Origin of the sequence: Mucilaginibacter sp. SMC90 (assembly GCF_022811725.1) — a bacterium.
Classification (GTDB): domain Bacteria; phylum Bacteroidota; class Bacteroidia; order Sphingobacteriales; family Sphingobacteriaceae; genus Mucilaginibacter.
The window spans coordinates 3,084,429-3,097,642 of the sequence record NZ_CP094527.1 but is presented as its reverse complement, the minus strand read 5'-3'; the positions used below and the strand labels follow the sequence as shown (position 1 = coordinate 3,097,642).

General features: G+C 41.8%; 11 protein-coding genes. 6 read left to right on the top strand and 5 right to left on the bottom strand.

What is annotated here, in order from left to right; all coding sequences use genetic code 11:
* Nucleotides 1-2: 2 nt before the first annotated feature.
* Nucleotides 3-2,744, bottom strand: coding sequence for a putative LPS assembly protein LptD (locus tag MTO98_RS13200; protein WP_243487121.1), 2,742 nt, complete (start codon nt 2,742-2,744; stop codon nt 3-5).
* Nucleotides 2,745-2,796: 52 nt separating this feature from the next.
* On the opposite strand from MTO98_RS13200, the gene MTO98_RS13195 reads away from it, so the two are divergent.
* Together MTO98_RS13195 and MTO98_RS13190 are read left to right on the top strand one after the other, a co-directional pair.
* Nucleotides 2,797-3,735, top strand: coding sequence for an N-acetylmuramoyl-L-alanine amidase (locus tag MTO98_RS13195; RefSeq protein ID WP_243487120.1), 939 nt, complete (start codon nt 2,797-2,799; stop codon nt 3,733-3,735).
* 110 nt (nt 3,736-3,845) lie between these two features.
* Nucleotides 3,846-4,790: an MlaD family protein gene (locus MTO98_RS13190; RefSeq protein ID WP_243487119.1), complete on the top strand. Its 945-nt coding sequence runs from the start codon at nt 3,846-3,848 to the stop codon at nt 4,788-4,790.
* Nucleotides 4,791-4,833: 43 nt separating this feature from the next.
* Here the strand turns inward: MTO98_RS13190 and MTO98_RS13185 are convergent, their stop codons facing one another.
* The 4 genes from MTO98_RS13185 to MTO98_RS13170 form a co-directional block, all read right to left on the bottom strand.
* Nucleotides 4,834-5,748: a ribonuclease Z gene (locus tag MTO98_RS13185; RefSeq protein WP_243487118.1), complete on the bottom strand. Its 915-nt coding sequence runs from the start codon at nt 5,746-5,748 to the stop codon at nt 4,834-4,836.
* Nucleotides 5,749-5,770: 22 nt separating this feature from the next.
* Nucleotides 5,771-6,148 (bottom strand): STAS domain-containing protein, encoded by a 378-nt coding sequence (locus tag MTO98_RS13180; protein ID WP_110583425.1) that lies wholly within the window; start codon nt 6,146-6,148, stop codon nt 5,771-5,773.
* 50 nt (nt 6,149-6,198) lie between these two features.
* Nucleotides 6,199-7,143 carry a phosphoribosylaminoimidazolesuccinocarboxamide synthase gene (locus tag MTO98_RS13175; RefSeq protein WP_243487117.1) on the bottom strand — a complete coding sequence of 315 codons (945 nt, stop codon included), beginning with the start codon at nt 7,141-7,143 and terminating at the stop codon, nt 6,199-6,201.
* Between the two features lie 157 nt (nt 7,144-7,300).
* Nucleotides 7,301-8,266 carry a PhoH family protein gene (locus tag MTO98_RS13170; protein ID WP_243487116.1) on the bottom strand — a complete coding sequence of 322 codons (966 nt, stop codon included), beginning with the start codon at nt 8,264-8,266 and terminating at the stop codon, nt 7,301-7,303.
* Nucleotides 8,267-8,368: 102 nt separating this feature from the next.
* Here MTO98_RS13170 and MTO98_RS13165 point away from each other — a divergent pair, with 102 nt between their 5' ends.
* The 4 genes from MTO98_RS13165 (at nt 8,369) to MTO98_RS13150 (ending at nt 13,112) form a co-directional block, all read left to right on the top strand.
* On the top strand, nt 8,369-9,145 hold the full coding sequence (locus MTO98_RS13165) for an S-adenosyl-l-methionine hydroxide adenosyltransferase family protein (protein WP_121224678.1): 777 nt from the start codon (nt 8,369-8,371) through the stop codon (nt 9,143-9,145).
* A gap of 13 nt (nt 9,146-9,158) precedes the next feature.
* Nucleotides 9,159-9,683: a hypothetical protein gene (locus MTO98_RS13160; RefSeq protein ID WP_243487115.1), complete on the top strand. Its 525-nt coding sequence runs from the start codon at nt 9,159-9,161 to the stop codon at nt 9,681-9,683.
* Between the two features lie 29 nt (nt 9,684-9,712).
* Nucleotides 9,713-11,545, top strand: coding sequence for an ABC transporter ATP-binding protein (locus tag MTO98_RS13155; protein WP_243487114.1), 1,833 nt, complete (start codon nt 9,713-9,715; stop codon nt 11,543-11,545).
* A gap of 166 nt (nt 11,546-11,711) precedes the next feature.
* Nucleotides 11,712-13,112, top strand: a complete 1,401-nt coding sequence (locus MTO98_RS13150) for an MBL fold metallo-hydrolase (protein ID WP_243487113.1) — start codon at nt 11,712-11,714, stop codon at nt 13,110-13,112.
* Nucleotides 13,113-13,214 lie beyond the last annotated feature (102 nt).

Below are 13,214 nucleotides of genomic sequence, written 5' to 3'. Positions count from 1 at the left end.
TATTAATAAAAAGATGATTGTGGGTTGTAATCGCTTTTCTTGCTCAGTTTCAGATCCTGCAAAATAGACGCCTTCACCTTTAAAGTTACGTTATACATTTTATATACACCAAACGGGATCCATTGAAACGCCAGGTCCCAGCAATGCAGATCCCGATATATTGAAAACGAAGTTGCACTGGCAAACTTAGCCGCTTTAATATCATATGTTGTAGTATACTGGATCTTCCACTTCTGCGTAAGGTTCACATCACCAGATACCTGGAGGGTGTTGCTGGTTGTTTTGGTATTTAAATAGTTTTGATAGCTAAAGCTGTAATTAAGTGAGATGTTCCATGGAACGTTAAAGTCTACATATGCATTCGGATCGCTGTTTACCAGGGCCAGCCTTTGGGTTTGGGTTGGGTTCATGGTTGCGATGGTGTTCAGCGCGGCATTGCCCGGCGTTGCTTTGGTTGAGTTTAAGCTACCCCCCATGGAGATATTCACGCCTGTTAAAGTTGGAAACTTACCATCCTGCCAGGCATACCTGTTAATATAACGACTTGTTTTTACTATCTGATTATTGGAAATAGAATCGCTCACCTTAGTTACATACGGGCTAAACACCCCCGAAAAACTAATACTCAGTTTTTGATTAAAGATAGCTGTGTGCCCCGAAAACGAGATATCCGACAGCTTCATTGAATCGGCCGCGAAATTATAAAAGGTAGAGAATGACAGGCCCTGCAAAATGGTGATTTTGCGATCTGTGCCGGATGTATCTGTACTTTTGGCTTTTACCTTCGCCTCTATCGTGTTATCTACCGAAAAGTTTAAACCTGCCTGCTTACCGGCCGATGGCCCGCCGTACACCCCGTTTTGAAAGATGGAATACTTTTGATAGGTATACGGATAAGGCACAGTAGCTGAGCTTACTGCTGTTCGATAGTATCCGAAACTCGGATCACTAAAATCAGGACGATAACTAAAACTAATTGAAGGTGTGGCCACGTGCCTGATGGCTTTCAGGTTACCATGTTTGAAATTTATAGTAGCATATAATTTGGTTGATAAACCTGTACTTATACTGTATTCCCCCGCACGCTTAAAGCCCGGTATTGTATCTACTATCAATTGGTTTGAACCGGCTATACTCCCCCTTTCAAATCGTTCATTAATGCTTTGAAAATACCAGCGTTCGGTATAATTAATACTGTTATTAAACTGAAAGTATTTGAACACATTTAAGCCTAAACTAACCGGGATGGTATGTTGAAACCCGTTTTGCAAACGCTTTGATAGGGTTTCGCTCTTAAATAATTGATCTTCGGGAATATCGCTCAACTTATTGGTACCTACTAAATTGTAACTAACAGTAATTTTCTGATACCATTTTTGTTCGCCTACCCTATTTTTAGAATCGAAGGGATTTATTGACGACATACCGAAAGCGATGGTAGGTAATTCGATATTTACTGTTTTACGGGCTATATCCTGGCTATGCGAAATGCCTATACTTAAGTTAAAAGGTGTACCCGCCCAGGTTTTGCCATAGGCGATACTTGAACGTAAACTACTTTGCGCAATAGAATTAACGTTATAATTACTTGCCGATGGTGTATTTCTGAAGAAGCCCGAAGTACCCGCGTCAACCGAAGCGCTGAATGTTGAACCAGGGTTGGCATTGGCATCCTGCACGTGCGACCAGTAGATATGGGCATCCTTAGTGGCAGGATCACCCTCCAAACCGTAATTATGTGAACCAAAGCTAAGCGTAACGTTACCTGTATATTTGTATCGTTTAAGATACCGTGCCGTACTGCTTAACTCGTACGATCCTTTTGAATAGATGGAACCAGTGGTAGTTAAATCAACATAATCGCTTAAGCCAATATAGTAGCCCAGTCCCTTCAGATAAAAACCGAGGGTATTATCCTCACCAAAGGTTGGCAAAATAACGCCCGATGTCCTGGTATCCGGCTTAGGGAAAAAGCCAAAAGGTATACCCAATGGTAATGGAACGCCCTCAATTTCAAGATAAGCAGGCCCTGATATGATGCGTTTCTTTTCACCTATTCCGCGGGTTATTACTATACCAAAGTGCGTATCGGGATAAGGCAGATCGCAGGTACTGAAAATTACGTTACGGTATGCTACCTCGTCATCATTAAGTTTTTTAGCCTGTCCGCCCGAAATAAAGTTACCTTCCTGTTCGGATGCGGGGTTATAGATCTTTACCTTTTTTGTTTGATAGTTAAAAAAAAGCGAATCGGAAGCTACCGGCTTATCATTTTTTTGTTTCATGATAGGCCTTCGGGTATACTGATGTGTACGCGGATCAATACTTCCGCGTGCAAAAACTACGTGATTTTTTTCGTCAACCCTGATATAATCCGCATCAAGTTCAAAATCCTCATAAGTTACACGCGCCTTACCATAAAAATAGTTGATCTGGTGTTCCCGGTCTGAGTGGGTGGAGTCTTCGGCCGTTGCCTTTATTTCTGATTGTATCCCGCCTTTATTTTTTTTTGTGGTATCATTTGCGGGTAAAGAACTTACCGGTTTACCATTTCTTAGTGGCGTAATTGAGCCGGATTTTTTACCTTTAAGAAGTTTCTTATCACGAAGCGAATCAAGTTTGATAATAGTATCAGTTAAAGGCCTCCTGTCATGGCTGTTATTTAAAACAGTGCCGGCATTAGCAGCAAGTCCGTTTACTATTAATATAATTGCAAGCAGAAAAAAAAAGGTTATGAATTTCAAAATTGATTATGAATAGTATTTTTGCAGATATAGTTAACAGCGTTCAAAAATAATGAAAAATAAGGCATTGAAAAGATTGATTTATAGTTTGTGGGTATTGCTGGTTCTCCTTTCATTTTTTCCTTTTAAATCATACAGTTCTGTTGTAAGTGATAATGTTAATCTTCAAAAAGATACTGTAATAAACAGCACCGGTTTTAAGATCAAGACAATCATAATCGATCCCGGGCATGGCCATGCAACCCAACCATCAAGTAGCGGAAATCATTATTCACCTGGTGCATCCGGCTCATATTCATTAGAAAGGAATGTAACGCTGGCTATCGGCCTTAAATTGCAGGCCGCAGTAGAAAAAGAATTAACTGGTGTAAAAGCGGTTATGACGCGTACAACTGAAGATGATGTTTCGCTTGAACGCAGGGCCGAAATAGCCAACGAAAACAAAGGACAGCTTTTTATCTCACTGCATTGCAATTCACTATCAGACAGAACAGTTCGCGAAAAAATTGGCACCAAACGACATAAAGCTGTATACCGTACAGTAAGAGTAGCGGACCGATCAGGCAAGGGTGTGCTCATTTTAGTTTACGGTTTGCACCGCACTCACGAAGAAGAAAATGCGATCCAAAAGAACCAGGTTGGAGAGGATAATGAACTTGACGGTGGTGCGTTGGACCCTAATGATCCAATGACCATTATTTTAACAAACGAATACAAAAGAAAATTCAGGCAGCAAAGTATTAAAATTGCAACCCTCATCAACGGCGAATTTATAGATACTGACGGAAGACGAAGTGAAGGCATCAGAGAGCAAGGTGTTTATGTGCTTTGCCACAGCTCCATGCCATCGGTATTGGTTGAAACAGGCTACATCAATAACCCCGATGACGAGAAATACCTTAACTCAGAAGACGGGCAAAACGAGATCGTAGCTTCCATTGTACGCGCAATAACAAGCTATAAAAAGGAAATGGAGCAGGTTTCGCAATAATATAAAAGCTAAACTGTTACCTTATACGTAAATAAAACGTACATAATAAAACTATAAGCCTGATTGCAGGTTTATAACCTTAAACACAATTAACGCATAAACTCTACTTAATGAAAATTTCCAACGAAACCAAAATTGGTGCACTTACAGCAATAGCTATCACAATACTCATATTAGGTTACAGTTATTTGCGCGGTAATGATGTTTTTTCGGGTTCAAATAAATATTACGCTATTTACAATAGTGTTGAAGGCTTAACTGTTTCCAAGCCTGTATTGGTAAATGGCTTTCAAATAGGCCGCATCTCCAAAATGCAGCTTCAGCAAGACGGTCGCTCGGTTGTTGAATTTAAAATTGACCCGGATGTAGTTATTCCTAAAAACACGCTTGCCAAGCTGGAAAGTACCGACCTTTTGGGCAGCAAGGCCATTGTTTTTGAATTAGGAAACAGCAATGTGCCTGCCGAAGATAAGGATACCCTTAGGGCAGATATCCAGGGCAGCCTTGCCGAAACCCTTCAGCCGATACAAAAAAAGGCCGAAATGCTGATGTCAAAGCTCGACTCCTCATTAAGCGCTGTTAATAAAATTTTGAACCCCAACTTTCAAAAAAATATCGACCGCAGCTTTATGAGCATAGCAAACTCATTGCAAACACTTGAAGGAACTACTAAAAAAATTGATCATCTGGTAGGTTCACAAAGCGGCCATATCGATGCTATACTCGGTAATGCCGAGGTTGTATCAGGCAACTTAAAAACAAGTACCGCGCATCTCAACGGCATGACTGCCAACTTTGAAAAAGTTAGTAACGACGTTGCTGCCGCCAACCTGAAACAAACACTTGATAATGCAAACAAAGCCATGGCCGATTTGCAGGCAACAATGGCCAAGATCAACAACAGCCAGGGATCTTTAGGTTTATTGCTTAATGATGATAAGATGTACAAAAACCTTACAGATGCATCAAATAACCTCAATAACTTGTTTATTGACCTAAAGGCGCATCCAAAACGCTACGTAAGTTTCTCGGTATTCGGCGGTAAAAAAGATTAAGGGATCGTGCTTGCTTTGGGCTTTCTGCCTTAAGCTTTCAGCTTTACTCTATAAAGAATGTTTTCCCCTCAATTGCAAGTTCAGTTGAGGGGAAATTTATTTTAGCCTCATCCAATAATTCATTCAGGGTTTTATAACGGGCCGAAAAATGGCCTATGAGTAATTTTTTGGCATTAGTTTTAAGGGCTATCTCCCCTGCCTGTAGCGCAGTGGTATGGTGGGTAATAACAGCCCTGTCAAGCATGTCATTTAAAAAAGTAGCCTCATGATAAAGCAAGGTAGCATTAGCTATCTGGGCGAAATAACTTTCGTTATACATCGTATCTGAACAATACGCATAGGTTTTAGGTTCGGCCGAATCAATGGTCAGGTCTTCATTTTTATAAACCTTGCCTTTTTCATCTGTATAATCTCCACCTTTTTTTAATATCGAATAATATGCTACAGAGATATCAAGGCTTTCTATTTTTTCCTTGAGCAGTTTACGCAAACGTTTCTTTTCCTTAAACAAAAAACCGGTACAGGCAATACGATGATCGAGGGGAATGGTTTCGACCACGACATCATTATTACTGATCACAATTTCGCTTTGCCGGGCATTGGTAAACACATATTCTACCGGAAATTGCAGCTCAGTGTCTGAGTATTTTAATTGCAGTTCAATTATCTCTTTTAACGGTTCGGGACATACCAGTTTCAGCGGTTTTTTACGCCCGTTGAGATGCATGGATGATAGTAAACCTACTAAACCTAAATAATGATCGCCGTGAAGATGGCTTATGACAATATGATCAATGCGGCTGGCTTTAATATCAAAGCGGAGCATTTGCTGCTGCGTACCTTCGCCGCAGTCTATTAAATACAGGCGCTCATTAATATTGAGCACCTGTGAAGTGGGATTTCTGTTAAAGATGGGGGTTGCAGAGCTGCTGCCAAGTATTGTTACCTCAAATTTCATAATAGGTAAACAATCAAATGGTTTATCGTGCTTCCTTTTTTAATTCTTTTTCAATCTCTTCCATAAAAATAAGATCGACACCTTCTTCGGCAGTTGGAACAATGGTTAATACATTATCCAATTGTGATATGGTTACCAAACGGGCAACTGCATCATTTAAACCTGCCAAAATGAAGGAACCTGTAGCATTTTTACACAAGCGGTGACCAACCAATAAGCTACTCAAGCCCGATGAATCGGCATATTTAACCTGCGACAAGTCGAGAATAATGTTGCGCTGGCCCTCGGTGTTGATCAATATCAACTCTGACTTTAGCTGAGGTGTTACTATTGAATTTAATTTTGATTCATTAAGCTTCAATAATATATACTTCTCATGTTTATCTACAGTAAATTTCATTCTTATTAAATTTAATAAGCTAAGATAAATATTTTATGGATATTTAAAAATTACATAACACTCAAGGCGCTATTAATTGCTGTTTCAACACGGGTTAACACGCTGCCTTCGGCAGGTTTAACAAATGCCTCACCAATGATCTGCTCATAAAGCTCAATATAACGTTCAGATATCGAGTTAACGATCTCTTCGGTCATAACCGGCACTACCTGTCCCTCTTTACCCTGGAAACCATTTTCGATAAGCCATTTACGCACAAACTCCTTCGAAAGTTGTTTTTGGGCCTCGCCTTTTTGCTGGCGTTCTTCGTAACCTTCCTTATAAAAATACCTTGATGAATCAGGTGTGTGGATCTCATCGATCAGGTAGATCTGACCATCAACTTTACCAAATTCGTATTTGGTATCTACCAGTATCAAACCTTGTTTAGCCGCAATTTCAGTACCGCGTTTAAATAATGCCTGGGTATAAGCTTCAAGCTTAACATAATCATCTTCTGATACTATGCCTCTTGCCAGGATCTCTTCGCGTGAAATATCTTCATCATGGCCTACCGATGCTTTAGTGGTTGGCGTGATGATAGGTGACGGCAGTATGTCATTCTCTTTTAAACCTTCGGGTAAAGCAACACCGCACACGTGCCGCCTGCCTGCGCTGTATTCACGGGCAGCATGGCCCGCCAAATAACCACGGATCACCATCTCTACCTTAAATGGTTCGCAGATACGGCCAATGGTAACGCTCGGGTCCGGAACGGAAATAACCCAGTTCGGAACAATATCTGCAGTAGCTTCTAAAAAGCGTGCAGCAATCTGATTAAGCACCTGCCCTTTAAAAGGAATAGCCTCTGGCAGTACAACATCAAAGGCCGAAATACGGTCGGTAACAACCATGGCCAGGAATTTATTATCTATCGTATAAACATCGCGTACTTTCCCCTTGTAAAAGGCCGTTTGACCGGGAAAGTTAAAATGCGTTTCTTTTATTGAGTTCATTCTTTTTTAGTGATTGGAGATTGGAGATTAGAGGTTAGGAATTTGCATTTTTATTCCCATTCAATAATCTCAAATCACTTTATATTGAAGATCAAAGGTTGCTGGTTGGGATTCAGCTTTGCAACTAATCTCTAACCACCAACCTCTGATCAACTGATTATTGTATATCCCCGTAAGCTTCTAAGATCTTACGTACTAATTTGTGCCTTACTACGTCTTCGCCGCTTAGGTACACTATTTCGATTCCTTTAATATCGGTCAGGATCCTCAATGCTGTATGCAAACCGGATTGCTGTTTTTTTGGCAAATCTATCTGTGTTACGTCGCCGGTAACTATAAATTTTGCCGATGGCCCCATACGGGTCAGGAACATTTTCAACTGCATATCGGTAGCATTCTGCGCCTCATCCAAAATAACAAAACAGTTATCAAGGGTACGGCCACGCATAAAGGCCAGTGGTGCAATCTCAATGGTGCGGTTTTCGAGATAAACCTTCAGCTTTTCGGCCGGGATCATATCGTCAAGCGCATCATACAAAGGCCTCAGGTACGGGTCGATCTTTTCTTTAAGGTCGCCTGGTAAAAAACCAAGGTTCTCCCCTGCTTCAACAGCCGGCCGGGTTAGTATAATACGTTTAATCTCCTTGTTTTTTAGCGCCCTAACAGCTAAAGCGACAGCCGTATATGTTTTACCGGTGCCTGCAGGCCCAATAGCAAATAAAATATCGCTTTTGTTAATACTATCAACCATACGGCGCTGATTGGTAGTACGTGCCTTAACCATTACACCGTTAGGCCCAAATACAATCACCTCGCCGCTTGCAAATTTATCGGCCGCCGCCGGCTCTGCATTTGCTGCGTTGCTGCTGGCTTTCGATCCCAGGATCCGCTCAAGATCAGTTATGTTGAGATTTTCAAATTTTTCAACATGATTTATCAGGTGGGTAAATTTTTCCTGGAAAATATTCAATTCATTATCATCGCCCAAAACTTTTACTTCACTGCCGCGGGCAACTATTTTAAGCTTGGGGTATTGTTTCTTAATGATCTCAAAATGATCATTATTCGGACCCCACAATACTGCAGGGTTTACGTTTTCAATTGATAGCTTAAGCTCGTTCAATACTAATTTGATTTTTTAGTTACAGATTTTTATGAATTAAAAATTGAATATTTGTAGCTTCAAATGCTACTACAAGATTAGCAATAAATATTTATAAAATTAATGGCAATTATAACATTAACTACTGATTTAGGCGATAAAGATATTTACCAGGCTGCGTTAAAAGGCAGTATCTACAAATTGTTGCCCACAGTAAATATTGTTGATATTACCAACAGCGTAGCGGCCTTTAACGTGCAGCAGGCTGCATTTATACTTAAAAACAGCTATCACTATTTTCCGGAAGATACCGTACACCTTATTGGTATTGATACTGTTTATAACGATCATACCAAATACCTGGCAGTGCGCTACAAAAAACACTACTTTGTAGGTGCAGACAACGGCATTTTTTCGTTGATGTTTGACCAGGCACCTGAAGATATCGTTGAGATCAACATCATGCAGGACCTTAAATTCCTGCACTTTCCGCTGGCTGATATTTTTGTAAAAACGGCTTGTCATCTGGCTAAGGGCGGTAAATTGGATGAGATAGGCCTGCCGGTAAGCGAGATCGAAAACAAAATGAATTTGCAGCCCGTTATTGAAAAAAACCTGATCAAAGGTGTGGTGATCTATATCGATTCGTTTCAGAATGTGATCACCAATATTACCAAGGAGTTTTTTAACAATGTACAGCAAGGCAGGCGTTTTGTGCTCAATTTTAAACGCAACGAAACCATCAACCATTTAAGCTGGCATTATAATGAAGTGCCCGTTGGCGAAAAACTTTGTTTATTCGGCATCAGCGACCATTTGGAAATAGCCATAAACAAGGGCAATGCAAGCGGCCTGCTGGGGCTGAACCTGAATGACAAGGTGATCATTGAATTTCAATAAGTTGCTTTTATAGATGAAAAAAATTATTCTGTTTGTTTTATTTTGTTCGATAACGATATCAGCTTTTGCCCAAAGTGCTGTTAATTCAGACTCGGTTGCCTATCAGTTGCAGCGTCAGAAAATTAACAATATGCTTGCTGCCCGCAAGCAAAAATTTGGGCAATATGAAACAAGTTTGGGCCAGCATACAGGTATTTTCGGTTTTCAAACCAAAGACGATATCCGCCGGTCGGCCGGAATCCTGATGGATATTGCGAAAACAGACGATGCTATTTTTAAAGAGCTCAAGATCCTGCTCCAATACCGTGATTTTCAACAAAGGCAAATCCAAAACCACAGCAAAGAAGCCGAAACTACTGCCGCCGGTTACATGGAAGTGATTAACCGGTTAAGGCAGCAAAATGCACACCTTAAACAGCAGTTAAACAATTCAGAACAGCATTTTAGCACCAGGCAAACCATATTTATAGTAGTTATACTTTTCATGGCTGCGTCAATTTTATTTCTGTTGCGTAAAAACAACCGGGTTAAAGCGTAAATTCGCGACTTTAACATTCAAACCCATACATGGCAAGAGGACGACTGAACAGTGGCAGCAAGGCCGAAGCAGAATTACCTAAAGCAAAAATAAACCGAAGCAGCCTGCGTAACGTAGCCAAACTGCTAACTTACCTTAAACCCTACAGGGTTAAATTCATAGCCGGATTAGTTTTCCTGTTTTTATCGAGCCTTGTTGGGCTTGCATTCCCCGCTATATTGGGTGCGTTGATTGATGCAGCGCAGGGTATTTATAAATACAAATACCTGCCGCATGGCTTAAATGCCATAGCTATAATGGGTTTCATTATACTATTTGCACAGGCCTTTGTTTCGTTTTTCAGGGTAGTTTGGTTTGTACAGGTAGCCGAAAAATCACTGGCTGATATCAGGCGCGATACTTATTTTAAGCTGATCACCCTGCCCATGAACTTTTTTGCCAACCGCCGTGTTGGTGAGCTCAACAGCCGCATTTCTGCCGATCTTTCACAGATCCAGGATACATTGACCACCACTTTTGCCGAAATGATCCGCCAGTTGGTGATCATGGTGGGCAGTACTACCCTGCTGGCTATCGTATCTATAAAACTTACGCTTGCCCTGTTGGCTATATTGCCTTTTCTTGTTGCATTTGCTGTATTTTTTGGGCGATTCATCCGCAAGCTATCACGCGAGGCACAGGATAAATTGGCCGAGTCAAATACCATAGTTGAGGAAACGCTGCAAGGCATTGCCAACGTAAAAGCGTTTGTTAACGAGGCTTATGAAGCTAACCGCTATGACAAAATCTTGCGTAAGGTGGTGAACATTGCTGTTCGCGGCGCGAAATTCAGAGGCACCTTTGCTTCGTTCATTGTATTTTGCTTATTCGGAACATTTGTAGGCGTTATCTGGTATGGCTCCGTATTGGTAGCTAACCATGAAATATATGTTGGCGACCTTACCACTTTTATCATGTATTCGATATTTGTAGGTGCCGCTATGGGTAGTTTCCCTGACCTTTACGCCAATTTGCAGAAAGCCGTAGGCGCAAGTGAGCGTGTACTGGAAATCCTTGCCGAACAAGGCGAGGACATTTCGATGGTTGAAAACGACAACGAAGTTAAACAACTAATCAAGGGTGATCTTGCTTTTAACGATGTAGTGTTCGCTTACCCGTCACGCCAGGAAATAACCGTATTAAAAGGCATCTCGTTTAATGCCGATGCCGGGCAGCGGGTTGCTATTGTTGGACCAAGCGGTTCCGGCAAATCGACCATGGCTTCGTTGATATTGCAGTTCTATCATCCGCAAAGCGGCAGTATTTTATTTGATGGCAAACCAGCAGATAGTTACTCACTTACAGATATCCGCAACCAGGTAGCCATCGTTCCGCAGGATGTATTGCTGTTTGGCGGTACGATAATGGAGAACATCGCTTATGGCAGGCTTAACGCTTCTTCCGAAGATATTATACAGGCCGCTAAACGCGCCAACGCGCATCAGTTCATAACATCCTTCCCCGAAGGTTATGAAACCGTTGTGGGTGAACGTGGCGTTAAATTATCGGGCGGGCAACGTCAGCGGATCGCTATTGCGAGGGCCCTGCTTAAAAACCCTGCTATCCTCATCCTTGATGAAGCCACATCTTCATTAGATTCGGAGTCGGAACGCCTGGTACAGGAAGCATTGGAAGAACTGATGAAAGACCGTACCTCTATAATCATCGCACACCGCCTGTCAACTATTCGCGAAGCAGATAAGATTGTGGTGATTGAAAAAGGTAATATTGTTGAAAGCGGCAGCCATCTTGAGCTCATCAACAACGAACAGGGCCTTTATCGCTACCTGAGCCAGCTTCAGTTTGAAAGCAGCCAGGCTTAGCAAATACTCCTTAAAACTTATTGGTTTATAACTAAACTTATAAAGCATTAATACGTTTACACTCGCAATAAAGCGAGTGTAAACCGTTATATTCACAAATTAAAGATTACTTATAACGTAATATAACTATCGATACCGGCTTTAGCACAGGTGTCATGTATAAAAAATGAAACTAACTATACACGGGGCAGCCCGGCAGGTAACCGGGAGCATGCATTTGCTTGAGGTTGGACAATATAAAATTTTAGTGGATTGCGGGCTGGATTATGAAAAAGACCGCAGTATAATATCTAACGAAAACTTTCCTTTTCGCCCGGAAGATATTGATGTTGTAGTGCTTACCCACGCCCATATCGACCATTCCGGTAACCTGCCTACATTGATCCGCCTGGGATTTGAAGGACAGATCTTGTGCACCCCTCCTACGGCCGATCTGACCGAATTACTGCTGCTCGATTCTGTAAACATTTTTATGCGTAAAGCCGCAAGCAAAGGTGGTCACCATAAACGGGGCCGGGGCAAATTCAATACTCACGCCCAGCCGCTGTACATGCAAAAACACGTAATGGATACGGTAGAACGCTTTGTTACCATTGGTTTTAACAAACCGTTTCGCATTACGGGCGATATAGAGCTTACTTTTGTGCCGGTCGGTCACTTGTTAGGCGCGGCGGCAGCTGTATTTAAAATAAATGATAAAGGCGAAGAAAAATCCATAGCCTTTACCGGTGATATCGGCAGGAAAAATTACCCGGTTTTAAATGATCCTCAGCCCCTGCCCCCTGTTGATTTCCTGGTTTCGGAAGCCACATACGGCGGTCGCTATCACAGCAAGGACAAAACCGTAGAGCAAACCCTGATAGAAGTCATTGAAAAAGCCTGCATTAAAGAACAGGGCCGTTTGATCATCCCTGCGTTCAGCATCGGGCGTACACAATCATTGGTTTACACTTTAAACAAGATCTTCAGCACCGGTTTATTGCCGCCTGTTAAGGTTTTTGTCGATAGCCCCATGGCTACCCAGGCTACGGAGGTGTTCAGAAAATACCATAACCATGTAAACCAGGAAGCCCAGGAATTTTACCAGAAACGCGGCGACGAGTTTGAGTTTGACAACCTCACCTACGTGGAAACGCTGAAGGATAGCAGGCAGATCTCCAATTACTGGGAACCTTGCATCATTATATCATCGGCAGGAATGCTTGAAGGAGGCCGTATTCAGGACCACCTTTTTTACAACATTCAAAATTACTACGCTACGATCCTTTTCATTGGCTATTGCGCTAAAGGAACTTTGGGGCACCGTTTATTGCGGGGAGATTCTATCGTTCACATTAAAGACCGCGAGCTGGCCGTTTACGCTACCATTAAACAAACCGACGTACTAAGCGCCCACGGTGATCATAACGACCTGATGGGGAATATTAAGGCTATTGGGCCTGATAAATTAAAGCACGTATTCCTTGTACACGGCGAGGGTGAAAGCATGCAGCTATTAGCCAATGACCTCGAAAAAGAAGGCTATGGAGTTACGATGCCGGAGAAGGGTGTTTCTTATATCATCTAAAAGCTATACTGCCGCGGGTTACGCTACGCTAAACCCGCGGCAGTGTGGTAACATATTTTTTCATAAAGCAAACGGCACAAATTTTATCAATTCGTGCCGTTT

What these genes read in the sequence shown, in the direction of transcription:
- MTO98_RS13175 (WP_243487117.1), bottom strand. Translation starts at nt 7,143, where the DNA reads ATGAACTCAATAAAAGAAACGCATTTTAACTTTCCCGGTCAAACGGCC.
- MTO98_RS13155 (WP_243487114.1), top strand. Translation starts at nt 9,713, where the DNA reads ATGGCAAGAGGACGACTGAACAGTGGCAGCAAGGCCGAAGCAGAATTA.
- MTO98_RS13150 (WP_243487113.1), top strand. Translation starts at nt 11,712, where the DNA reads ATGAAACTAACTATACACGGGGCAGCCCGGCAGGTAACCGGGAGCATG.
- MTO98_RS13165 (WP_121224678.1), top strand. Translation starts at nt 8,369, where the DNA reads ATGGCAATTATAACATTAACTACTGATTTAGGCGATAAAGATATTTAC.
- MTO98_RS13185 (WP_243487118.1), bottom strand. Translation starts at nt 5,748, where the DNA reads ATGAAATTTGAGGTAACAATACTTGGCAGCAGCTCTGCAACCCCCATC.
- MTO98_RS13190 (WP_243487119.1), top strand. Translation starts at nt 3,846, where the DNA reads ATGAAAATTTCCAACGAAACCAAAATTGGTGCACTTACAGCAATAGCT.
- MTO98_RS13180 (WP_110583425.1), bottom strand. Translation starts at nt 6,148, where the DNA reads ATGAAATTTACTGTAGATAAACATGAGAAGTATATATTATTGAAGCTT.
- MTO98_RS13160 (WP_243487115.1), top strand. Translation starts at nt 9,159, where the DNA reads ATGAAAAAAATTATTCTGTTTGTTTTATTTTGTTCGATAACGATATCA.
- MTO98_RS13195 (WP_243487120.1), top strand. Translation starts at nt 2,797, where the DNA reads ATGAAAAATAAGGCATTGAAAAGATTGATTTATAGTTTGTGGGTATTG.